At 54.4% G+C, this 22,381-nt stretch carries 21 protein-coding genes, 3 tRNA genes and 1 other annotated feature; of the genes, 8 read left to right on the forward strand and 16 right to left on the reverse strand.

The features are described from left to right. Positions 1–41: 41 nt before the first annotated feature. From L383_RS13505 to nac, 4 genes are all read right to left on the reverse strand, one after another. Entirely contained in the window at positions 42–1,232 is a 1,191-nt protein-coding gene (locus tag L383_RS13505; protein WP_023330847.1) for an MFS transporter, read from the reverse strand. Continuing rightward, positions 1,225–1,629, reverse strand: a complete 405-nt coding sequence (locus tag L383_RS13500; RefSeq protein WP_032629102.1) for a Rid family hydrolase — start codon at positions 1,627–1,629, stop codon at positions 1,225–1,227. The genes L383_RS13505 and L383_RS13500 overlap by 8 nt, the downstream gene beginning before the upstream one ends. A 506-nt stretch (positions 1,630–2,135) precedes the next feature. Continuing rightward, the gene (cbl, locus tag L383_RS13495) at positions 2,136–3,086 is read right to left on the reverse strand and encodes an HTH-type transcriptional regulator Cbl (RefSeq protein WP_023330849.1); all 951 of its coding nucleotides are present in this window, start codon (positions 3,084–3,086) and stop codon (positions 2,136–2,138) included. 96 nt (positions 3,087–3,182) lie between these two features. After that, positions 3,183–4,100, reverse strand: coding sequence for a nitrogen assimilation transcriptional regulator NAC (nac, locus tag L383_RS13490; protein ID WP_014884446.1), 918 nt, complete (start codon positions 4,098–4,100; stop codon positions 3,183–3,185). Between the two features lie 320 nt (positions 4,101–4,420). Here nac and L383_RS13485 point away from each other — a divergent pair. Continuing rightward, positions 4,421–4,496: transfer RNA gene (locus L383_RS13485), tRNA-Asn, on the forward strand. Positions 4,497–4,640: 144 nt separating this feature from the next. Here L383_RS13485 and ldtA read toward each other — a convergent pair. Then, positions 4,641–5,540 carry a L,D-transpeptidase gene (ldtA, locus tag L383_RS13480; RefSeq protein ID WP_023330850.1) on the reverse strand — a complete coding sequence of 300 codons (900 nt, stop codon included), beginning with the start codon at positions 5,538–5,540 and terminating at the stop codon, positions 4,641–4,643. A 190-nt stretch (positions 5,541–5,730) separates the two neighbouring features. On the opposite strand from ldtA, the gene shiA reads away from it, so the two are divergent. The 3 genes from shiA to L383_RS13465 all read left to right on the forward strand — a co-directional run bounded on the left by shiA (position 5,731) and on the right by L383_RS13465 (position 10,364). Continuing rightward, a complete protein-coding gene (shiA, locus tag L383_RS13475) occupies positions 5,731–7,044 on the forward strand; it encodes a shikimate transporter (protein ID WP_014884455.1) in 1,314 nt (437 codons plus the stop codon). 73 nt (positions 7,045–7,117) lie between these two features. After that, positions 7,118–8,572 carry an AMP nucleosidase gene (locus L383_RS13470; RefSeq protein WP_014884456.1) on the forward strand — a complete coding sequence of 485 codons (1,455 nt, stop codon included), beginning with the start codon at positions 7,118–7,120 and terminating at the stop codon, positions 8,570–8,572. 19 nt (positions 8,573–8,591) lie between these two features. Further along, positions 8,592–10,364 carry an aminopeptidase P family protein gene (locus L383_RS13465; protein WP_023330851.1) on the forward strand — a complete coding sequence of 591 codons (1,773 nt, stop codon included), beginning with the start codon at positions 8,592–8,594 and terminating at the stop codon, positions 10,362–10,364. A gap of 136 nt (positions 10,365–10,500) precedes the next feature. On the opposite strand, the gene L383_RS13460 is transcribed toward L383_RS13465, so the two are convergent. The 3 genes from L383_RS13460 to L383_RS26540 all read right to left on the reverse strand — a co-directional run bounded on the left by L383_RS13460 (position 10,501) and on the right by L383_RS26540 (position 12,289). Next, positions 10,501–10,576 (reverse strand) — tRNA-Asn (locus L383_RS13460). Positions 10,577–10,679: 103 nt separating this feature from the next. Next, the gene (emmdR, locus tag L383_RS13455; RefSeq protein WP_014884458.1) at positions 10,680–12,134 is read right to left on the reverse strand and encodes a multidrug efflux MATE transporter EmmdR; all 1,455 of its coding nucleotides are present in this window, start codon (positions 12,132–12,134) and stop codon (positions 10,680–10,682) included. Between the two features lie 62 nt (positions 12,135–12,196). Beyond that, the gene (locus L383_RS26540) at positions 12,197–12,289 is read right to left on the reverse strand and encodes a DUF5951 family protein (RefSeq protein ID WP_219810767.1); all 93 of its coding nucleotides are present in this window, start codon (positions 12,287–12,289) and stop codon (positions 12,197–12,199) included. Positions 12,290–12,295: 6 nt separating this feature from the next. Between L383_RS26540 and L383_RS13450 the strand changes: the two genes are divergently transcribed. Further along, positions 12,296–12,371 (forward strand) — tRNA-Asn (locus tag L383_RS13450). A 144-nt stretch (positions 12,372–12,515) separates the two neighbouring features. On the opposite strand, the gene L383_RS13445 is transcribed toward L383_RS13450, so the two are convergent. The 4 genes from L383_RS13445 to dacD all read right to left on the reverse strand — a co-directional run bounded on the left by L383_RS13445 (position 12,516) and on the right by dacD (position 15,919). Then, positions 12,516–12,851, reverse strand: a complete 336-nt coding sequence (locus L383_RS13445) for a DUF496 family protein (RefSeq protein ID WP_008499467.1) — start codon at positions 12,849–12,851, stop codon at positions 12,516–12,518. 158 nt (positions 12,852–13,009) lie between these two features. Further along, a complete protein-coding gene (locus L383_RS13440; RefSeq protein ID WP_014884459.1) occupies positions 13,010–14,068 on the reverse strand; it encodes an FUSC family protein in 1,059 nt (352 codons plus the stop codon). Positions 14,069–14,160: 92 nt separating this feature from the next. Next, positions 14,161–14,634 carry a DNA gyrase inhibitor SbmC gene (sbmC, locus tag L383_RS13435; protein WP_023330853.1) on the reverse strand — a complete coding sequence of 158 codons (474 nt, stop codon included), beginning with the start codon at positions 14,632–14,634 and terminating at the stop codon, positions 14,161–14,163. Positions 14,635–14,752: 118 nt separating this feature from the next. Then, complete coding sequence (gene dacD, locus L383_RS13430) at positions 14,753–15,919, reverse strand: serine-type D-Ala-D-Ala carboxypeptidase DacD (RefSeq protein WP_014884461.1); 1,167 nt, start codon at positions 15,917–15,919, stop codon at positions 14,753–14,755. Between the two features lie 198 nt (positions 15,920–16,117). Between dacD and sbcB the strand changes: the two genes are divergently transcribed. Continuing rightward, positions 16,118–17,554, forward strand: a complete 1,437-nt coding sequence (gene sbcB / locus L383_RS13425; protein WP_369796273.1) for an exodeoxyribonuclease I — start codon at positions 16,118–16,120, stop codon at positions 17,552–17,554. Between the two features lie 128 nt (positions 17,555–17,682). Here the strand turns inward: sbcB and L383_RS13420 are convergent, their stop codons facing one another. The 4 genes from L383_RS13420 to L383_RS13410 form a co-directional block, all read right to left on the reverse strand. After that, entirely contained in the window at positions 17,683–19,041 is a 1,359-nt protein-coding gene (locus L383_RS13420) for an APC family permease (protein ID WP_014884463.1), read from the reverse strand. Continuing rightward, positions 19,031–19,093 (reverse strand): membrane protein YoeI, encoded by a 63-nt coding sequence (gene yoeI / locus L383_RS25925; RefSeq protein WP_099458931.1) that lies wholly within the window; start codon positions 19,091–19,093, stop codon positions 19,031–19,033. Before yoeI ends, L383_RS13420 begins: the two co-directional genes overlap by 11 nt. A gap of 219 nt (positions 19,094–19,312) precedes the next feature. Beyond that, complete coding sequence (locus L383_RS13415; RefSeq protein ID WP_023330855.1) at positions 19,313–20,242, reverse strand: LysR substrate-binding domain-containing protein; 930 nt, start codon at positions 20,240–20,242, stop codon at positions 19,313–19,315. A 41-nt stretch (positions 20,243–20,283) separates the two neighbouring features. Continuing rightward, a complete protein-coding gene (locus tag L383_RS13410) occupies positions 20,284–21,108 on the reverse strand; it encodes an SDR family oxidoreductase (protein WP_023330856.1) in 825 nt (274 codons plus the stop codon). 175 nt (positions 21,109–21,283) lie between these two features. Here L383_RS13410 and hisL point away from each other — a divergent pair, with 175 nt between their 5' ends. Beyond that, a complete protein-coding gene (hisL, locus tag L383_RS25930; protein WP_001364200.1) occupies positions 21,284–21,334 on the forward strand; it encodes a his operon leader peptide in 51 nt (16 codons plus the stop codon). After that, positions 21,310–21,433: a sequence feature (His leader region), on the forward strand. Its footprint overlaps the gene before it by 25 nt. Positions 21,434–21,478: 45 nt before the next feature. Continuing rightward, entirely contained in the window at positions 21,479–22,378 is a 900-nt protein-coding gene (gene hisG, locus L383_RS13405) for an ATP phosphoribosyltransferase (protein WP_023330857.1), read from the forward strand. Positions 22,379–22,381: the final 3 nt, after the last annotated feature.

Consider the following 22,381-nt stretch of genomic DNA (forward strand, 5'->3'; position numbering starts at 1 on the left):
CCCGCCAATGCTAGCGTTGAGTTTATTGATATTAAAAGTGTTTAGTTCGAAACGTGGGCGACGCTGTTCTCGTTAAAATACCCCATCGCGGTGGTTATCATCGCTATCATCACCATAACGAGGCTCAGCAAACAGATGCCCTGCCAGTCCCACCTTTCATAAACCCACGGACCGGTAACGGATCCGGCTGCGCCCAATGCATAATAAAAGAACATATAAAGCGCATAGAGGCTGCTTCTTTTATCCGGATGTAATCCGAGAACCCGCGTCTGGTTAGCCACCTGCGCGGCAAAACACCCTAAATCGAATAATATAATGCCCAGCGTAATTCCCGGTAAGGACGCAGGAAAAAGAAATAGTATGGCTATTCCCGCAACCACAAATACCATTCCGCCAAAAATCACGCTGCGACACCCGAAGCGGTCAGCCAGTTTCCCCGCATAGTTCGCCAGTACAAGACCGACGATACCCGCCAGGCCAAATAATCCGGCTGTTCCCGCTGGCAGATGGAGTGGCGGTCTTTGCAGATGAAGCATGATGGTCACCCATAACAGGCTAAAGACGAAAAACCATGCCCCTCCGGTGACGGCAGATTCAATAAGCCGCACGTTACGCAGCAAGCCCGGCAATTGCACCATGACGCTCAGATACCCCGTCTCCCTTGCGGGTTTAACATCAGGCAGGCATCTGATGGCCAGTAGCGCCATGGAGGCCATAACGGCTGCGACGATGGCCAGCATCCCTCGCCAGCCAAGCGCATCGGCCAGACTGCCGCCCACGAGCCTCGCGAGCAAAATTCCTGCCGAAATGCCCATGGTGATCAGTCCGACCGTAGCGCCTTTTGGCGTAATGTGAAATCCAAGCGCATTCAGTTGCACTGCGCTTGTCGCCATGGCGCCTGTCACTATTCCCGCGCTAAAAAGGAGCAACGGCTGACGGGTCAGGGAAGCGGCGAAGAGCGCAAGTGAGAGGAGAATAAACTGAGAAATAATCAGTTTCTTACGGTTAACGCTGTCTCCAAGCGGAACAAGAAACAGTATTCCCAGCATATAACCTATTTGCATGCTCGCCGCAATGAAGCCGGTATAAAACAGAGGCAACTGCAAAGATGCCGCGATAGCGGGCAATACGGGCTGAAGAATATAGTTATTTGCCATAGCCGTACCCGCCGCGATGCTGGCGAACCAGATAAATAACGGCGAAACCGGATTTTCTTGCGCGATATCACTCATTAATCGCCCCCTGTCTTTTTTTTGCCACAATATCAATTGCTACTTTCATTTTTTTCTCGGGAAACGGTAAGACATGCAATAACGTAAATGCAGGTCGGGAATCACGGAAATAGTGCCCATGGATACGCGCTACCTGCTGCCATTCTTCAATTTCAGTCAGATACAGCCTGCTTTGTATTACATCGTCTATTGCATAACCACTGGATTCAAGTATCCCCTTGATCTTATTCAGAACGCATTCCGTTTGCAGTGAGATGTCATCAGATTCAATCTCACCACAAGAATTAAGAGGTCCCGTTTTCGAAATATATAGCCAACCGTCTGCTTCTACCGCTCGCGAGAAACCGAAAGCCTCCTCCCAGCTGCTGCCAGAAGTAATAAGTCTTTTTGATTCCACAATGTCATGCCTTTCATCACAGGGTGAAACAAACATATTACAACCCAATCAAATTTGTCCAGAAAAAATAACAAAAAATTGACCTGAAATTTAGCAGGTAATTAAGTAAGCATTTCCTGGATAAGCTGTAAGCACAGCTAACCAATCAATATCTAAATTAATAAAATTAAATGATAAATAAGGCAGAAAATTTCCCACAGATAACGGCAATTAAATGTGCTAGGTATTAAAATAATGACTCTTTTATTTAACCGCGAGTTTTTACCGCACGCAAATATTACCCTTACCTAAAAGAATCATATTTCGTTATTTATTTTTATATGTAACTCAATGGAAAATATGAGAAATATTTAAATATAAGACAACCTTATGACGTTACAAAGTATCGTTGTTAATCAGGGTATTCTTAAGAATAAGCGGTCAGGAAATTAAACGGTTTCAATAAAAAAGCCTGCTTTAATTGCAGGCTTGTGCTTCTTGTCGACGGAGACGGTGCTATAAAGGGCTTAAATCTGATAATCAATCGCCACTTCTTCTGGCTCCATCACCTGACGTTTAATCTCATCAACGGACAGCCCGGCGTTGCAAAGTTCGATAAAACGCCACACATAGTTGCGCTGCAGCTGTCCACGCTTCAGGCCGAGCCATACGGTATTAGCATCAAACAGATGACGTGTATCAAGACGCACCAGATCTCCCCCCTCGCGTTCGCCACTGGACTGTTCTGCCACCAGACCTATGCCCAGCCCGAGCTCGACGTAGGTTTTGATTACATCAGAGTCCTGTGCGCTCAGCACCACGTCCGGCGTGAGCCCTTTGCGGTTGAAGGCTTCATCAATGCGCGAGCGTCCTGTAATGCCCTGGCGATAGGTAATCAGCGGCCATTTGGCAATGTCTTCCAGCGTCAGGGGCGAAACCTGATTCAACGGATGATCGGCGGGGAGCAACAAACTGTGATACCAGCGGAACCAGGGAAAAGCCACCAGCAGCGGGTCATTGCTCAGGCGTTCACTGGCAATGCCGATATCTGCCCCACCGTTTTGCAGCAGCACTTCAATTTCCTGCGGCGTCCCCTGGATAAGCTCCAGGCGGACGTCGGGAAAGAGTTCGCGGAAGGCTTTAATCACCGGCGGCAGGCTATAACGCGCCTGGGTGTGGGTGGTAGCGATAGTGAGAACGCCCGAGGCGTCATTCGTGAAGAGATCCGCCAGGCGGCGCACATTGCTGGCTTCGTTGAGGATCCGCTCCGCAATGGTCAGCAAGGCTTTGCCCGGCTCCGTCATGCCAAGAAGACGTTTGCCGCGACGGATAAAAATCTCTATCCCCAGTTCTTCTTCCAGCTCGCGGATATGGCGACTGACGCCGGACTGAGAGGTATAAAGCATATTGGCGACCTCGGTCAGGTTGTAATCCCGCCTGGCCGCCTCACGGATAATTTTAAGTTGCTGGAAATTCACGATTCACTCCGGCGCATCTGACATAACGCTATTGTTAGAGTCAGCCGCACTGCAGAACAAATAATAAAAACCCGCAACTTATGCTTTTATGGAATATCAGCTCACGAGCTGGAGTTCACGGTTCTCAAGCGATGGCTTGCTGACCAGCGACATCAAAATCTCTTTTACCGCCTGCGCCTGTGGCGTCAGCGAGCCGCGTGCGGACATGTTGAGCGACAGCGGCAGGCTCATCGAAGGCGTGGTGATCCGTGCCATCCAGCCATTTGCCGCACTGCAGAGCGAGCGCGCTGCGGATTCTGGCAACACGGTGACGCCCATTCCGCTGGCAATGGCCGCGGTCAGCGTGGAGAGTGAGTCGATCTCGCCGATGATTTTGGCCGTCAGGCGACGCAGGGAGAATGCTTCATCCACGCGCACACGCACGGCGCTGTAATCACGCGGCAGATAGAGGTTCATTTCTGCCACGGCGGTAAGATCGACGCTCTGCCCCGGACAGTCGCGGGTGCCCACGAGGTAGAGATCTTCTTTCAGCAGCGGCTGGCTGGTGATCCCGGCGACCGGAGAACGATCGTAAAGGACCGCCATATCCAGCTGGCCATTGAGCAGTTTGTCATTGAGTACCGAACCGCTGTTCTCGTGCAGATAGACCAGCACTTCCGGCAGCTCAGCACGAACGGCCTGCAGCAGCGGCATGGTGATAGAAGACGCCGCAGTGCCCGGCGCAAGACCAATGGAAACGTGCCCGCTGAGGGTCTGGCCGACGTTGTTGACCGCCAGTTGCGCCTGTTCGCACTGGCGCAGAATAGTGCGGGCATGGGTATAAAGAATTTTTCCGGCTTCCGTTGGCGTGACGCCGCGTTTGGTACGAATCAATAATTGCTGATCCATCTCGCCTTCCAGAGTAGCCACCTGCTGGCTCAGCGCAGGCTGCGCGATATGCAGCACTTCTGCTGCTTGAGTCAGGCTGCCGATATCGACGATTTTTACGAAGTATTTCAGTCGTCTTAAGTTCATTTTGCCCCCTGTTCGAAATGCTTTGCCGGTACTGGCTATCGTTGTTGAACAGGTTTTGCAATATGAATGCCACTTTTACCGGGCGGTCTGAATTCCTCGCTAAGCGCCTGAAAATAAGGAAACCTAATCATGGAGGGGGGTTTTATTACTGAAACAGCAGTTTATGATCTGCCCCATTAGAGGTATATACGCACCAAAGCGGTGCATTACGCTGTCAAAAACATCACATTGCCGATTTTGTCAGCAAACGATCAAAAGGCGTTGATCCACCCTTTGACAAGCGCGGCTGACGTCGATAATATGCGCCCCGTTCACACGATTCCTCTGTAGTTCAGTCGGTAGAACGGCGGACTGTTAATCCGTATGTCACTGGTTCGAGTCCAGTCAGAGGAGCCAAATTTGAAAAGCCTGCTTACGAGCGGGCTTTTTGCTTTTCTGCATCTGGTAAAATTGTCGGGTGGCGGCTTCGCCTTACCCGACCTACAAAAACCTCGAATCTTAGGCCGGGTAAGGCGAAGCCGCCACCCGGCGAAAATCACCTCACATACCGATCTTAACCGGCATCCCCGACCGACGTTCCAGCTCCGCTCCCGCGCCCTCGTTAATCAACTGTGTCCGCTGCGCGGCCGAAATGGGCAGAGGCACTCTCCGGGTTGACTCGAATTCCGCCCGATTGCGTGATAGCGGTTCATGAACCTCCACCCATCGGCTACCGTCCGGCTCTGTCGTCACTTTAACGGGGCGATCGATAATCTGCACACGGGTGCCCACGGGAACATTATCGAAAAGATATTTGATATCGGCGTTACGCAGACGAATACATCCCTGGCTGACCCGTAGCCCGATACCGAAATTCGAGTTAGTGCCGTGAATCGCATACAGCCTGCCGATATATATCGCATACAGGCCCATCGGGTTATCCGGCCCGGCGGGCACGAAGGCTGGAAGCGTTTTCCCCTCTGCCGCATAGGCGCGCCGCGTATTCGGCGTCGGAGACCAGGTGGGGCCTTCCTGCTTACGCTCAACGGCCGTTACCCAGTTTCGCGGAGTTTCACGCCCGGCCTGACCGATGCCGATGGGCAATACGTCAACGGTATTACTGCCCGGTGGATAATAGTAGAGACGCATTTCCGCCACGTTAACGACAATCCCCTCGCGGACGGTGTCGGGCAAAATCAGTTGCTGGGGGATCACCAGCCGGGTGCCGGACGTAGGCAGAAAAGGATCCACGCCCGGGTTTGCTTCCAGCATATTGCTTAGGCCCTGTCCGTAGCGCGCGGCAAACGCCTCCAGCGGTAGCGTATTGCGATCCGGCACGATGATGACCTGCGAGCTGCCCACCAGACGACTGCCCGTCGGTGGTAAGGGATAACTCACCGCCTGCACGCTGTGGCCGATCAGTAATGCAGCAAGACAACCCAACACCTCTGTACGGCGCATCTTCCCTTCCTCAGTCGCTTCGCTATTTGTTAAGCATAGCGTAGCCGTTTTGCATTACCCATCAGGAGATAAAATCAGTTTGCACGGGCTGCCTGTCGCGGTAGTCTCATAGGTTCCGTTTATATGACGGCTGCTATGTGAGTGACCTTTTCTTATACCAATAATTAAAATCAGTATGGACAGGACAACTATGGACTCCACCCTCATCTCCGAACGACCCGGCGAGGAGACCCCTTCGCTCAATCGTGCCCGTCGCGCCGCCCTCGGCAGCTTCGCGGGCGCCGTCGTCGACTGGTATGATTTTCTGCTCTACGGTATCACCGCCGCGCTGGTGTTTAACCGTGAATTCTTCCCCCAGGTCAGCCCCGCGATGGGCACCCTCGCCGCATTTGCCACCTTCGGCGTCGGGTTCCTGTTTCGTCCGCTTGGTGGGGTGATCTTCGGCCACTTCGGCGACCGGCTGGGCCGCAAACGCATGCTAATGCTTACCGTCTGGATGATGGGGATTGCCACCGCGCTGATTGGCATTCTCCCTTCGTTTTCCGCCATTGGCTGGTGGGCACCGGTATTGCTGGTGATACTGCGCGCCATCCAGGGCTTCGCCGTAGGCGGCGAATGGGGCGGTGCGGCGCTGTTATCCGTTGAGAGCGCACCGAAAAACCGGAAAGCGTTCTACAGCAGCGGCGTACAGGTGGGATATGGCGTGGGGCTGCTACTGTCGACCGGGCTGGTGTCACTCATCAGCCATTACACCACCGACGAGCAGTTCCTGAGCTGGGGCTGGCGCATTCCGTTTATCTTCAGCATCGTGCTGGTCATTGCCGCGCTGTGGATCCGTAATGGGATGGAGGAGTCGGCAGAATTCGAAAAGCAGCAGGAAAAGCCTTCCGTCAAAAAACGCCTTCCGGTTATGGAAGCCCTCGTCCGGCACCCTGGCGCTTTTCTGAAAATTATCGCCCTGCGCCTGTGTGAGCTGCTGACGATGTACATCGTCACCGCGTTTGCCCTGAACTACTCGACGCAAAATCTCGGTCTGCCGCGTGAGCTATTCCTGAATATTGGTCTGGTGGTCGGCGGGATCAGCTGCCTGACTATCCCCTGTTTCGCCTGGCTGGCGGACAAATTTGGCCGCCGTCGCGTCTATATCACCGGCGCGCTGATTGGTACCCTCAGCGCTTGGCCGTTCTTTATGGCGCTGGAGGCGCAGTCTGTCTTCTGGATTGTTTTCTTCGCCATTATGCTCGCGAACATCGCTCACGATATGGTGGTCTGCGTACAACAGCCGATGTTTACCGAACTGTTTGGTGCGAGCTATCGCTACAGCGGCGCGGGTGTGGGCTACCAGGTTGCCAGCGTGGTCGGCGGCGGTTTCACGCCGTTTATTGCCGCCGCGCTGGTGACCTTCTCCGGGGGAAACTGGCACAGCGTGGCGATTTATCTGCTGGCTGGATGCCTGCTGTCAGCGGCGACGGCGCTACTGATGAAAGAGACGCGCCACAGCTGATCTCCCTTTTGTTTCACAGGCGTGTGACATACTATCGGGTAGAGTCGCACACCTGTGGAACAAGGAGACAGAGATGAATAATAAGGGCTCCAGCCTGACCCCGGCTCAGGCGCTGGAAAAACTCGACGCACTGTACGAACAGTCCGTCAACGCGCTGCGCAGCGCCATCAGCGAATATATCGAAACAGGGAAACTTCCCGACGAAAAGGCCAGAAGTGAGGGCCTTTTTGTTTATCCATCGCTCTCTGTGACCTGGGATGGCAGCGCCAGCACGACGCCAAAAACCCGCGCCTATGCCCGTTTTACCCACTCCGGCTGCTACAGCACCACCGTCACCCGCCCTGCACTGTTCCGCCCTTATCTTGAAGAGCAACTCACGCTGTTATACCAGGATTACGGCGCACACATTGCCGTAGAACCTTCACAGCATGAGATCCCGTATCCTTACGTGATTGACGGTTCGGCGCTAACCCTTGATCGTTCCATGAGCGCGGGACTGACCCGCCATTTCCCAACCACCGAGCTTTCACAGATTGGCGATGAAACGGCAGACGGGATTTATCACCCGGCAGAATTTTCTCCCCTCTCGCACTTTGATGCCCGCCGGGTGGATTTCTCGCTGGCACGCCTGCGCCACTACACCGGCACGCCCGCCGAGCATTTCCAGCCGTTCGTGCTGTTTACCAACTACACCCGTTACGTCGATGAGTTTGTCCGCTGGGGCTGCAGCCAGATCCTTGACCCGGAAAGCCCGTACATCGCGCTCTCCTGTGCGGGCGGGATCTGGATCACCGCAGAGACCGAAGCGCCCGAGCAGGCCATTTCCGACCTGGCATGGAAAAAGCACCAGATGCCTGCCTGGCACCTGATCACCGCCGACGGCCAGGGCATCACGCTGATCAACATCGGCGTGGGGCCGTCGAACGCCAAAACCATCTGCGACCATCTGGCGGTACTGCGCCCGGACGTCTGGCTGATGATCGGCCATTGCGGCGGCCTGCGCGAAAGCCAGCTGATTGGCGATTACGTGCTGGCCCACGCCTACTTACGCGACGACCACGTTCTCGACGCCGTGCTGCCGCCAGACATTCCGATTCCGAGCATCGCTGAGGTGCAGCGCGCGCTGTATGACGCCACCAAAGAGGTGAGCGGCATGCCCGGTGAAGAGGTTAAGCAGCGCCTGCGCACCGGTACGGTGGTCACTACCGATGACCGTAACTGGGAGCTGCGTTACTCCGCCTCCGCGCTGCGGTTCAACCTGAGCCGTGCGGTGGCGATTGATATGGAAAGCGCCACCATTGCCGCGCAGGGGTATCGCTTCCGCGTGCCTTACGGCACCTTGCTCTGCGTGTCAGATAAGCCGCTGCATGGCGAAATCAAGCTGCCGGGTCAGGCCAACCGTTTCTATGAAGGGGCGATATCCGAACACCTGCAAATTGGCATTCGCGCCATTGATTTGCTGCGGGCGGAAGGTGACAAACTGCATTCCCGCAAGTTGCGTACCTTCAACGAGCCACCGTTCCGCTGATAACAATTAAGGAAAATGCATGTCCACCTCATCACCCTTAGCGGCCCTGCGCCGGTGGCTTCAGGAAAACCATCTCGACGGGATGATCGTCCCGCGCGCGGATGCCTGGCAGAGTGAATACTGCGCGCCGTATGATGAAAAACTGGCCTGGCTGACGGGCTTTGACGGCTCGGCTGGCCTGGCGCTGGTTCTGAAAGACAAGGCGTTGCTGTTCGTCGACGGGCGCTATCAGGTGCAGGCCCGCGTTCAGGTCAACCTGGATGAGATTGAAATTCATCATCTGCACAATGAACCGCTGGCAGCATGGCTGGCGGCAAACGTTGAGCCCGCCACGCGCATCGGTTTTGATCCACTGCTGATGACAAATACCGAGTTTACGCAACTTTCTGCCACGCCGTGTGAGCTCGTCCCGCTGAATGCCTCACCGTTTGACACGCTCTGGATCGATCGTCCTGCCGCACCGGCGGGGCCGATCCGTGAAATGCCGGTTGCGGTAAGCGGTGAAAGCAGCGAAGACAAACGTCAGCGCGTTGCCGCCGTGCTGGCCGCGAACAATGCTGATTATCTGGCGGTTACGCTGCCGGATAACATTGCCTGGCTGCTCAACGTACGCGGGTCAGATATCCCCACCAGCCCGGTACCGCTCTCTTTTGCCCTGTTGCGTCGCGACGGTCACGTGGAGTGGTTTGTTAACGACATTAAGCTCAGCGCCCTGCCCGAAGCCGTGCGTAACACGCTCGCCACTGCGCCACAGGACACCTTTATCGAACGCTGCCGAGAAATTGCGGAAGGTAAACGAGTGATGGTCGATGCCGATTCCGCACCGGTAGCCCTGCGCTTCGCCATTGAACCCCAGGGGGAGATCGTCTGGCAGACCGATCCGATCACCCTGCTGAAAGCCACCAAAAACCCGGTCGAGCTGGCAGGATATCGTGAATGTCATCACCAGGACGGCGCCGCGTGGGTCAACTTCCTGGCCTGGCTGAGCCGTGAAGTGCCGCGACGTGAAGCGGCTGGAAATCCGTTAACCGAGCTCGAAGTACAGGCGCAACAGCTCGCGTTCCGTAAACAGCAGCCCGGCTTTATCGAGCAGAGCTTTGCGACCATTTCCGCCTCTTCGAGCAACGCGGCGATGTGCCACTATCACTCCAGCGAGGCCAGCAACAAACCCATCGGCCACGATCATTTTTACCTGAATGATTCTGGCGGTCAGTACACTAACGGCACCACTGACGCCACGCGCACGCTTGCCTGGGGTCATGTTCCCCCGCAGCAGCGTATGCATTATACCGCCGTACTGAGAGGCTTCCTGTCGCTGATAACCCTGCAGTTCCCATCCGGCACACACGGGCATCAGCTGGACGCTTTCGCGCGACGTCCGCTGTGGGAAATGGGGCTGGATTACGATCACGGCACGGGACATGGCGTGGGGCATCAGCTTCTCATCCATGAAAACCCACACCGCATCGCCAAAAAGGTTAACCCCTGGCCACTGGTGGCGGGCAATATCATGACCATTGAACCGGGGTATTATCTGGGCGGCAGCCACGGTATCCGCATTGAAAACCAGGTGGAAATTGTTGAAAGCCGCCCGGGGTTCTGCACGTTTTCTTCGCTAACGCTTATCCCGATTGATTTAAGCCAGGTGGAATTGCAGCTGTTGACCGGGCAGGAAAAGCAGTGGCTGGATGAATATCATCAGCAGGTTCGCGAGGCGCTGTCACCGCTGGTGAATAGCGAGGCGCGTCCGTGGCTGATTGAGGCGACAGCGCCGATTAATTTGGCTCGATAGTGCGGCTTTTGCCGGGTGGCGGCTTTGCCTAACCCGGCCTACGGAACAAGTAGGCCCGGTAAGCGCAGCGCCACCGGGCAATACTTCCAGAGATTAAAAAGCAAAAAGCCTGCTTTAAAAGCAGGCTTTTTAAATTTGGCTCCTCTGACTGGACTCGAACCAGTGACATACGGATTAACAGTCCGCCGTTCTACCGACTGAACTACAGAGGAATCGTGTGAACGGGGCGCATATTATCGATGCTCCCCCGGGATGTCAAAGGCAGAATGCAGATTTCCGATCGTTTGCCGATTTATTCTCCATTTCGCGCATTTGTCAGGCATTTTGTCGCGGATATTTCCATAGCCAGCGCCCGCTGACCATACGCCAGTAGAACAGCGCCCCGCGCACGGCCCAGTCAAGGAACATTCCCAGCCAGACACCCACCACGCCCCAGCCAAGCACCACACCTAACGTATAACCCGCCACAACCCGACACCCCCACATGCCGAGCATCGACACCCACATCGCAAAACGAGCATCACGCGCCCCTTTCAGACCCGCGGGTAGCACCCATGAGGCCGCCCAGATGGGCATAAACGCGGCATTGAGCCAGATAAGGATCTTAACAACCTCTTTCACATCCTGTTCATGGGTATAAAACGCGGCCATCAGCCCGGCAAAGGGGGCGGTTCCCCAGGCGATCGCCGTCAGGCCAATCGTTGACAGCCAGAACACGTGGCGCAGCTGACGTTCCGCCTGGCCTATCTGCCCTTTCCCGAGCCGTTTGCCCGTGATGATGGTCGAGGCTGAACCCAGCGCGTTACCCGGCAGGTTAATCAGCGAGGCGATGGAGAAGGCGATAAAGTTACCGGCGATAACGTCGGTCCCCATACCGGCGACAAACATCTGCGTCAGCAGCTTACCGCCGTTAAACAGCACTGATTCAATACTGGCGGGAATACCAATCCCCATCACTTCCCAGATAATGGCGAAGTTAAAGGGTCGGAAGTAGCTTTTCAGCGTAAGCCGCAGCGAAGGCGTGATGCCCGTCATCAGCACCCCGATAATCGCCGCAGCACCAATGTAGCGAGAAATGGTTAGCCCCAGACCGGCACCGACGAACCCCAACCCATCCCAAGAAAACACGCCGTAGATCAACACGCTGCTGATGATGATATTCAGGATATTCATCCCGCCGTTGATCAGCAGCGGGATTTTGGTGTTACCTGCCCCGCGCAGCGCGCCACTGCCAATCAGCGCGATGGCTGCGGCCGGATAGCTTATGACGGTCATTTCGAGGTAGGTTAGCGCCAGGTCCTTCACCTCGTTCGTGGCTTCCCCGGCGACAACGTCGATAATCTCTTTACCGAAATAGTGGATCACCGCCGCCAGAACGATCGAAAAAATGGTCATGATCATCAGCGACTGGCGAGCCGCCTCGCGGGCCCGTTTGGGGTCAAGCTTGCCAAGGCTGAAGGCCACCACGACGGTTGTCCCAAGGTCGATAGCCGCGAAGAAGGACATCACCACCATGTTGAAGCTGTCCGCCAGCCCAACCCCCGCCATCGCCTCTTTCCCCAGCCAGCTGACAAGGAAGGTGCTCAACACCCCCATCAGCAGTACGCAGGTATTCTCCAGAAAGATAGGCACCGCAAGGGGGGTGATTTCACGCCAGAAGAGGACACGATAGCTTTTACGTTTTGCATACCAGGGCGTGCGCATGATCGCCTGGCGCAGAGGAGCAGTGACGTTCAAAATGGACCTTAGCGAGAAAAGTTGAAACTCCATTTCAAATGATGGGGGAGAAATGCTCATCCTGCAAAGTATTTTCCTGAAAAAGATGTGTGGATTTACAACAAACTGACGACAGATTCAGCAGTCGGTCGATTTTCTCTAAGATCAGGTTTGACAAAAGTTTTTTCGCCGCTAAGATAAGCCTCCACAACGATTCCTCTGTAGTTCAGTCGGTAGAACGGCGGACTGTTAATCCGTATGTCACTGGTTCGAGTCCAGTCAGAGGAGCCAAATTTAAAAAGCCTGCTTTTAAAGCAGGCTTTTTGCTTTTCTGTGCCTGATAAAATTGTCAGGTGGCGGCTTGCGCCTTACCCGACCTACTAAAATAAAAAAGGCTCTCTGTCACCAGAGAGCCTTTTTCACCATTCACTGCGATTACTCGCTTTTTGCTTCGCCGTTTTTGATTTCGCCCATCACTTTCAGCTTTTTAGAGATATCGCGACGCTCTTTGGACAGCTCAGCATTTTTGATGATGTAGTCATCCACGCGGTCTTCATAGTCGCTCTTCATGCTGGCGATGATGCCCTGAATAGCTTCAACGCTCATGCCTGGCTTGATGTAGTCGCTCAGGTTGTCGAGCAGCAGGACACGTTTCTGGTTGTCACGGATCTTCTTCTCAACGTCCTGGATTTCACGCTGCAGTTTGTTTTTGCGACGGAACAGGCGGACGAATTCCAGAACATCCTGGAACGAAGGCTTGGTAGTTTCCATTTTTACACCCCTGATAATGTGAGATTCGGATTCGTTAAAGCAACCGTTGTATCAATAACCTTACTGACAGCGGCTGCGAATGACAATGACTATATCGTTTAACGCTATCATAACCCCAATTGCTGCTGAATCGAAGCAGCAGGCGTCACATCCGCGTTTTATTTGCGCAGCGCCCGGCAAATGAGGTGCGATAACAGTTCAAGCTGCCGGGCCAGTTCCAGGCTCAACCAGACATAGCCATGAATGGGCGTTTCCGCCACGTTATCACCCTGCCGCTCGCTAATAAGCGTTTTCAGCTCCGCCACAATGTCATTCAGACGCTCGCTGTTCGCCAGTATCGGCTGCGGGTTGCCTTCATAGAGCGCATGAGCGATGGTCAACAGGGTTTGCTGCGTCATCTGCTGTGTCTCTTTCAGCGTATGTGCGTTGAGCATCAACAGATGGCTTGGGCGAGAAGCCCAGTGCGCGTTAATCTGCAGCTCAAGCATGCAGACCAGATTGCGGCTTACGGTCTGAATAGCCTCGAAAATCGCTTTCTGAATATGGGTCTCTTTGCTCGCGGGGGTAATCAGGCCGCGCATTTTGACCACGTCATTAAGGATGGTTTGCAGATGCTTTTCCAGCCGTGGGCGCTCAACCAGATTGGGGGAGAAACCGGCCTGGTAAACGCGGTTAAACGCGGTGACATAGCTGGCCATCTGGATACGCCAGTGCAAAAAAGCACGCTGCGGCCAGATGCCGGTAAACAGCATGGCAAGCAGCGAGCCCAGGATGACATCCCCGCTTCGCCAGAGCGCCGTAGTCATATCCCCGGCCGGTGCGCCAACCACCACCGCAAGGGTGATACCAATCAGCAGCGCCTGATAGGGGCGTTTGCCCAACGCCAGCCAACCGCAGAGGAACATGGCCGCACCGCACCATGCCAGCATGACCGGAAATGAGATAAGCTCCAGCTTCAGGGCAATAAGCCCCAGCGCAGAGCCAAGAACGGTACCGCCGATCCGCTCGAAGGCGCGAGGAACAACGTTCCCCCAAAATGAGATAGGCCCCATCACCACCACCAGCGTGATCAGCGGCCACGTCCCCTCCGGAACATCCAGCAGTCGGACCAGTATAAAGGTCAATACGAACGCCAGCGCAATGCGGCACCCATGCACCACGCGGTAATGTTTGTATAGACGAATTTCAAACGGCGTTAATGATTTGTCGGGACGCACACCCGCTCTCCAGCTACACGGCAAATCACAATTGTACTGTGTTTTCAGCCGGGCGGATCACACCCGGCTGAAAAACCCTTCATTTAGCAGGATTAAGCCGTTTTGTGCTCTACCGCGATAAACATTTCGATATCCCAGTAACCGTCCGCGTTGCCATCATTGAGATAGCGTTCGAAGCAGGGTTTGAGCGCCATCTGGTATTTATTGTCCTGCAACAGGGCATTGAAGAACTGATACCACGGTGTTGCAAAGTCGTAGTTTTCCACACGCGCCGTGGCCACGGCATAATCACCCGCCGCGATTTCCGTCATCATGACGCCTTCGCTGTTATCCGGGATAACAAAATCCTCCGGTACCGTAACGGCCGTATCACAGCGCAGTTTTTCCGCCGGGACCTCATCAGGATTATCGTAGTAGACCGCCACCCACTCCAGCGGCTCAATGTGACGTCCGTCCACCCACATGACCAGCTGTTCAAATCCCTGCTTAACCGTTTTTTCCCACGGCCCAACAAGATGAAAACCCGCAATCTTACGCTTCTGTTGCTGCTTGATGCTGTAGTCCATACTGCCTCCGCTTATTACTGTATATTTATACACTATAAAACAGGAACAATATTATCGGCAAACGAGGAGTGTTTATTATGTGAGCAGACTCGCAACCCTGCCAGTCTGCTCAGAAAGGTTAGATTTTTTGGTGCAGGTAATCACTGAGGCGAGAGAAAATCCCACCCTTATCAACACGTTCCAGGGTGACCAGCGGCCAGTGTGCCACCACTTTGTCGCGGTCATAGAGCTGGATCTCCCCAACCCGCTGATGTGCGGCAATCGGCGCTTCCAGCTCTTTTTTATCCAGAACGTATTTCGCCTTAATGTTCGCCACTTCCGCTTTCGGTAAAGCCAGCCAGAAGTCCTGATCCGTACCCAGATTTACCTGTTCTTTATCACCGTACCAGATACGCTCTGTCCCTACTTTTTTACCGCTGTGCAGAATCTGCACCGTATCGAAATTCTGCTGACCCCAGTGCAGCAGTTTCCGGGCCTGGTCTTCGCGCCCTTTCGGGCTGTCCGCCCCCATCACCACCGCGATTAAACGGCGCTGACCGTCAACGGCGGAAGCAATCAGGTTAAAGCCCGCGCCAGAAGTGTGCCCCGTTTTGAGGCCATCCACGTTCATGGTTTTATCCCACAGCAGGCCGTTACGGTTTTGCTGGGTGATCCCGTTCCAGGTGAGGCTCTTTTCGCTGTACATATGGTAAAACTCAGGCTCACCGTGGATGATAGCCCGGGAGAGAACGGCCAGGTCATAGGCCGAGCTGTGTTGACCCGGCGCATCAAGCCCATGGACGGTTTCAAAGTGCGTATCGCGCAGGTTCAGCTTCTGCACATAATCGTTCATCATCTTCACAAACTGCGGCTGCCCACCCGCTACGTGATCGGCCAGCGCCACGCAGGCGTCGTTGCCGGAATCCACAATCAGCCCGCGGCTTAAGTCCCGCACGGAGACGCGATCGCCCTCTTTCAGGAACATCAGGGATGATCCGTCAAAAACCGGGTTCCCTTTGGCCCATGCATCACGGCCTACGGTGACAATGTCATCCGGCGTAATGCGATGGCTATCAATGGCCCGATCAACCACATAACCCGTCATCAGCTTAGTAAGGCTCGCCGGATTACGTTGTTGATGTTCGTTGCCCGCCGTTAAGATCTGACCAGTCGTGTAATCCATCAGCACCCAAGAGCCCGCCTGAATGGCCGGAGGCTGCGGGGAAAAATCCAGCGGTTCGGCCGCAAAAGCAGATGAGATACTCGAAGCGAGTAAAGAAACAGCAATAAACAGACGGCGTTTCAACGGTATATCCTCAGGTCATTAAAAATCGATGACCTTTTTACGGGAGTTCTGATGTCGTTACCTGGGTTAATTGCAAAAAAATGTGACAGAACGCAGGTTTCACGCTGAATCTGTCTCGCAAATTTGCACCACGGCGGCGCTTTTTATTCGGTCTGACCCGCACGATCGTTTACCATAGTGGCGTCATTTTTTAACAGGATGGTATTACTGGTGTCTGACTCTGCCGCACGCCCCACTTTTTTATTCCACGACTATGAAACCTTTGGCACGCACCCGGCGCTGGACCGACCGGCGCAATTTGCCGCCATCCGTACCGACGACGAATTCAACATCATTGGCGAGCCTGAGGTCTTTTACTGCAAACCTGCTGATGATTACCTGCCGCAGCCAGGCGCGGTCATGGTCACCGGGATCACCCCTCAGGAAGCGCGGGAGAAAGGGGTGAACGAGGCGGAATTCGCCCGCCGCATCCACGAACTGTTTACCGTCCCCAATACCTGCGTGGTCGGTTACAACAACATCCGTTTCGATGACGAAGTGACCCGCAACGTTTTCTATCGCAACTTCTACGATCCGTACGCCTGGAGCTGGCAGAACCGCAACTCGCGCTGGGATCTGCTGGATATCATGCGCGCCTGTTATGCCCTGCGTCCTGAAGGCATCAACTGGCCGGAAAATGAGGAAGGTCTGACGAGCTTCCGCCTGGAACACCTGACGCGCGCTAATGGCATTGAGCACAGCAATGCCCACGACGCAATGGCGGACGTCTATGCCACTATTGCCATGGCGAAGCTGGTGAAAGCCGCGCAGCCCCGGCTGTTTGAGTATTTGCTAAGCCATCGCAGCAAGCAGAAGCTCATGACCCTTATCGACGTGCCGCAGATGAAACCCCTGGTGCATATCTCCGGTATGTTCGGTGCCTGGCGCGGCAATACAAGCTGGGTGGCACCGCTGGCGTGGCATCCGGACAACCGTAACGCCGTAATCATGGTGGATTTAGCGGGCGATATTTCGCCGCTGCTGGAACTTGACAGCGATACCCTGCGCGAACGGCTCTACACCCCGAAAAATGAGCTTGGTGACCTGCCCGCGGTGCCGGTCAAACTGGTGCATATCAATAAATGTCCGGTACTGGCGCAGGCGAATACGCTGCGCCCGGAGGATGCTGACAGGCTGGGCATTAACCGTCAGCACTGCCTGGATAACCTGAAAGTGCTGCGCGAAAATCCGCAGGTACGCGAGAAAGTGGTCGCGATCTTCGCCGAAGCGGAGCCGTTTGTGCCGTCGGAAAACGTCGATGCACAGCTCTACAACGGCTTCTTCAGCGATGCCGACCGTGCAGCGATGAATATTGTCCTGCAAACCGAGCCGCGGAACCTGCCGGCGCTGGACATCACTTTCGCCGATAAACGCATCGAAAAGCTGATGTTTAATTACCGCGCACGTAACTACCCCGGCACGCTGGATGAAACAGAGCAGGAGCGCTGGCTGCAGCATCGTCGTAACGTGTTTACGCCAGAGTATCTGCACCACTACGCCCAGGAGCTGGAGATGCTTTACGGTCAGTACGAAGGGAATGCAGAGAAACAGGCGCTGCTGAAAGCGCTGTTCCAGTACGCACAAGAGATAGTCTGAAAATCAGACATAAAAAAAGCGGAGACGATGGTCTCCGCTTTTTTTTGCCCGGTGGCGCTTCGCTTACACGGGCCTACAGGAGTGATGTTTTGTAGGCCGGGTAAGCGCTAGCGCCACCCGGCGAGTCATCACGCAACGTCTTCGTACTGAGGAACCGGGTTACGGAAGCTCTTCGTTACGCAGGCCAGGTAAACCAGGCCGATACCGCCCCAGATCAGCCCCAGAATCATAGAGCTCTCTTCAAGGTTGATCCACAGCGCACCCACCGTCAGCGCACCACACACTGGCAGCACCAGATAGTTGAAGTGGTCTTTCAGCGTTTTGTTGCGCTTCTCACGGATCCAGAACTGCGAAATCACGGAGAGGTTAACGAAGGTGAACGCCACCAGCGCACCGAAGTTAATCAGCGCAGTTGCAGTCACCAGGTCGAATTTAATCGCCATCAGCGCAATCGCGCCAACCAACAGCACGTTCCACGCCGGAGTACGCCATTTTGGATGCACATAACCGAAGAAGCGAGTCGGGAACACGCCGTCACGGCCCATAACATACATCAGACGAGAAACGCCTGCGTGTGCCGCCATACCGGATGCCAGTACGGTCACGCTGGAGAAAATCAGCACGCCCCACTGGAACGTTTTACCCGCAACATAAAGCATGATTTCAGGCTGCGACGCATCCGGATCTTTAAAGCGAGAGATATCCGGGAAGTACAGCTGCAGGAAGTAGGAGGCACCGATGAAGATCAGGCCGCCAATCAGCGCCGTCAGGAAAATCGCTTTCGGGATCACGCGCTCAGCATCTTTGGTCTCTTCTGACAGAGAAGAGATACCGTCAAAGCCCAGGAACGAGAAGCACAGAATCGTCGCACCGGTAATCATCGGCACAACATGTGCGCCTTCAGACCAGAATGGACGCGTGCTGGTCAGCGTGCCCGCACCTTCACCGTGAGAAACACCGTAGATGATCAGGCCGACGATAACTGCCACGATGCCCATCTGCAGAATAACAATCAGGGTGTTGAAGTTTGCCACGGTCTTGATGCTGCGCAGGTTAGAAATGGTCATAAAGGCCACCAGCGCGACAACAAAGATCCACGACGGCACGGAAGGCACCAGCGCTTCAAAGTAAATTTTTGCCAGCAGAATGTTGATCATCGGCATGAACAGGTAGTCCAGCAGAGATGACCAGCCCACCATAAAGCCAACTGCCGGGCTAATGGATTTCTGAGCATAGGTGTACGCAGAGCCTGCTGACGGGAAACGGCGGACCAGTTTTCCGTAGCTCAGCGCGGTAAAGAGGATCGCGACCAGTGCAAAGGCGTACGCCGTCGCAACGTGACCGTTGGTGAGGCCCGATACGATACCGAATGTATCGAACAGCGTCATCGGTTGCATATAGGCAAGGCCCATCATAACAACCGGAATCAACGTAAGCGTTTTACGTAATTCCACGCGAGAGGTGTTTGGAGTTGCGTTATGCGACATAGTTATTCTCCTTTACGGTGATAACCGCCACGTAAGCGAAAAATTGCCCCATTTCTTTCTTCCTCAGCGACAACAACTGTCGGATTTTAGTAAATATCTATCCGGTACGAAGCCCGGCCTCTTGGTTTTTAGTTTCGTTTCGTACATGCAAAAAAAAATAACCGACGCCTTTTATATCGTCGATTATTCATTTGGTTGCAGCGGCGGCATTTTGCCCCACATCGGATACAAAAGGCAATACTTTGCAACGCACCGGGCCGTTTTCTTTCTGCTAACTGGCTGATTTCTGGACGCCGGGCTGAGAGTAAATTGCCGCGATAGCACTATTTGCTAAAATTTCATCCCGCCACCAGGCGCTCGCAAGCCCGGCGGTTTGTTCATTCCAGCCCATCCATACCGATTCGTTACTGCTTTGAGCAAGTACCTGTTTTTCAACAAGCGCACCGCTATCAATAAACCGCTGCGCCAGATAGCGCGGTAAGTAGCCGCAGCCGAGTCCACTAATTTGCAGTTCCAGCTTAGTTTTAAAATCAAAAACCGTGATGGCTTCCTGCTCATCAAGCAGTTGCGAGGAAACCGAACATTCCGGGCGAGCGCTATCCCCCACCACGATGGCGCGATAGCCTTTAATCACGCGACGGTTAAGGGGCTCTGGCTCCTGAGCCAGCGGATGATGAGGCGCCACGGCGAACACCTGCTCCAGCACGCCAAGTCGGGCAAAGCCAAATTCACTCAGCTGGGGAGGCTCATGCAATGCCCCGACAAAAATATCTGCCCTGCCCTGCGTTAAGGCATCCCAGGAGCCGCCAAGCACACCGTTGATGAAGATAAGCCGGGTGACGCTATGATGTTGATAAAACGCTTCGATCAGCGGGGTCAAAAGAGAGAACGGGAAGGTATCATCCACGCCAATGACCAGCTCGTTCTCCCATCCCTGGTGGAGCTTGACGGCCTGTTTTTCCAGTTCACGAACGGTGTGCAGGACTTCGCGGCCTTTTTCCAGCAGCATCTGTCCGGTACGGGTAAAACGCGCGCGATGTCCGGTGCGATCGAGGATTTGGATATTAAGATCGCTTTCCAGTTTTTGAACGGTGTAACTCAATGCCGAAGGGGTTTTATAGAGCTTTGCTGAAGCAGCCGCAAAGCTCCCCTCTTTTTCCAGTGCATCCAGAATAATAAGAACATCCAGCAGCGGTTTCATGCTCGCCCCCTTCCGGTGTGCGATCGTTTCCGCTGCGGGACTTATTCCATGGGCATCACCAGCGGATCGGGATATTGATACTCAAACCCCAGCTCATGACAAATGCGATTGCCATCAACAATTTTGCCTTTGCTTTCGTCCTTTGCCTCAGCAAAAACCGGCGGAGCCAGGCCAAGCTGACGCGCCATCAGCGGGTAAAACGTGCTGCGCGAAGGATGAGAAGGTGCACATATATTATAGATGTGTCCACCTTTTGGAGCTTTTAAGAGTAGCTCAATCGCGCCAATAACATCCTCAAGATGAACAAGATTGACGACATGCTGCCCGTCCGGCGCCGATTTCCCGGCAAAAAAGCGTCCCGGATGCCGCCCGGGGCCGACCAGCCCCGCCAGACGGACGATATCCACCTGCGTGCCGGGCAAATTATGCAGCCAGTCTTCCAGCTCTTTAAGGACCTTGCCACTCGCGGTCACCGGACGGCGCTCAGTTCCTTCTTTCATTACGCCCGGAGCATCGCCATAGACCGACGTCGAACTGGTAAAAATGATACGCGGAACATGGTGCGCAAGGGCACTGTCGACAATCTCCTGCATCGCCTGCAGATAGAATGATTCACCCGGGCCGCTGCGCCGCGCGGGTAGTGTAATCACCAGCGCATCGACGTTCATCAGCGTGTCCAGATCGTCCGCATCACACACCAGCTCCGGTTCCAGACGCAGTTCAACGCCATCAATACCGCACATGCGTGCCGCTTCGACCCCATCCCTCGTCGTTTTGCTCCCGGTCACCTGCCAGCCTTTCGCGGCTAATGACATCGCCAGCGGCATTCCCAGCCAGCCCAAACCGACAATCGCGACCTTTTTCATGCGAATTCTCCTGACTCTCACTCGTCTTTCATAAGGCTACGCCAGCCTGGCAGAACACACAATTCATAGCATCAATATGAAATGAATTAATGATCAAAAAAAGCCCTTGCAATCTGTCACACAACTGGTTTAGGTTAAAAGGCATCAAATGAATAAGCATTCATCGAGAATTTATATGACACGCGTTCAATTTAAACACCACCATCATCACCATCATCCTGACTAGTCTTTCAGGCGATGTGTGCTGGAAGACGTTTGGATCTTCCAGTGGTGCATGAACGCATGATAAAGCCCCCGGAAGATCTTCTTCCGGGGGCTTTTTTTTGGACCAAATTCAGACAGGTTAAAACAGGTTAACGAGGAATAAAGAATGTTAGATAACTCACGATTACGCATAGCTATTCAAAAATCAGGTCGTTTGAGTGATGATTCACGCGAACTGCTGGCCCGCTGCGGGATTAAAATCAACCTGCACACCCAGCGCCTGATTGCTCTGGCTGAAAACATGCCGATCGACATTTTGCGCGTGCGTGATGACGATATTCCAGGCCTGGTCATGGATGGCGTCGTTGATCTCGGGATTATCGGTGAAAACGTGCTGGAAGAAGAATTGCTGACCCGCCGTGCGCAGGGCGAAGACCCGCGTTACTTCACCCTGCGTCGTCTGGATTTTGGCGGCTGCCGCCTGTCGCTGGCAACGCCGGTTGATGAACCCTGGGACGGTCCGGCCGCGCTGAATGGCAAACGTATCGCCACCTCCTACCCTCACCTGTTAAAGCGTTATCTGGATCAGAAAGGCGTGCAGTTTAAATCCTGCCTGCTGAACGGCTCGGTTGAAGTGGCACCGCGTGCGGGTCTGGCGGACGCTATCTGTGACCTCGTCTCTACCGGCGCGACGCTGGAAGCGAACGGCCTGCGCGAGGTCGAAGTGATTTACCGCTCCAAAGCGTGTCTGATCCAGCGTGATGGCGATATGGCCGATGCCAAGCAGCAGCTCATCGACAAACTGCTGACCCGTATTCAGGGCGTGATTCAGGCACGTGAATCCAAATACATCATGATGCATGCGCCGACCGAGCGTCTGGATGAAGTGATTGCCCTGCTGCCGGGCGCAGAACGTCCAACCATTCTGCCGCTGGCGGGCGATCAGCAGCGCGTGGCAATGCACATGGTCAGTAGCGAAACCCTCTTCTGGGAAACCATGGAAAAACTGAAGGCACTGGGCGCAAGCTCCATTCTGGTGCTGCCAATTGAGAAGATGATGGAGTAACGG

Source organism: Enterobacter sp. MGH 37 (genome assembly GCF_000534515.1).
Lineage (GTDB): Bacteria > Pseudomonadota > Gammaproteobacteria > Enterobacterales > Enterobacteriaceae > Enterobacter > Enterobacter kobei.

Excerpts from the sequence above, each read along its gene's own strand:
- shiA (WP_014884455.1), top strand. The coding sequence starts at position 5,731 with ATGGACTCCACCCTCATCTCCGAACGACCCGGCGAGGAGACCCCTTCG.
- L383_RS13465 (WP_023330851.1), top strand. The coding sequence starts at position 8,592 with ATGTCCACCTCATCACCCTTAGCGGCCCTGCGCCGGTGGCTTCAGGAA.
- ldtA (WP_023330850.1), bottom strand. The coding sequence starts at position 5,540 with ATGCGCCGTACAGAGGTGTTGGGTTGTCTTGCTGCATTACTGATCGGC.
- sbcB (WP_369796273.1), top strand. The coding sequence starts at position 16,118 with ATGGTATTACTGGTGTCTGACTCTGCCGCACGCCCCACTTTTTTATTC.
- L383_RS13470 (WP_014884456.1), top strand. The coding sequence starts at position 7,118 with ATGAATAATAAGGGCTCCAGCCTGACCCCGGCTCAGGCGCTGGAAAAA.
- L383_RS13415 (WP_023330855.1), bottom strand. The coding sequence starts at position 20,242 with ATGAAACCGCTGCTGGATGTTCTTATTATTCTGGATGCACTGGAAAAA.
- emmdR (WP_014884458.1), bottom strand. The coding sequence starts at position 12,134 with ATGGAGTTTCAACTTTTCTCGCTAAGGTCCATTTTGAACGTCACTGCT.
- L383_RS13445 (WP_008499467.1), bottom strand. The coding sequence starts at position 12,851 with ATGGAAACTACCAAGCCTTCGTTCCAGGATGTTCTGGAATTCGTCCGC.
- L383_RS13410 (WP_023330856.1), bottom strand. The coding sequence starts at position 21,108 with ATGAAAAAGGTCGCGATTGTCGGTTTGGGCTGGCTGGGAATGCCGCTG.
- sbmC (WP_023330853.1), bottom strand. The coding sequence starts at position 14,634 with ATGGACTACAGCATCAAGCAGCAACAGAAGCGTAAGATTGCGGGTTTT.
- L383_RS13505 (WP_023330847.1), bottom strand. The coding sequence starts at position 1,232 with ATGAGTGATATCGCGCAAGAAAATCCGGTTTCGCCGTTATTTATCTGG.
- nac (WP_014884446.1), bottom strand. The coding sequence starts at position 4,100 with ATGAACTTAAGACGACTGAAATACTTCGTAAAAATCGTCGATATCGGC.
- hisG (WP_023330857.1), top strand. The coding sequence starts at position 21,479 with ATGTTAGATAACTCACGATTACGCATAGCTATTCAAAAATCAGGTCGT.
- L383_RS13420 (WP_014884463.1), bottom strand. The coding sequence starts at position 19,041 with ATGTCGCATAACGCAACTCCAAACACCTCTCGCGTGGAATTACGTAAA.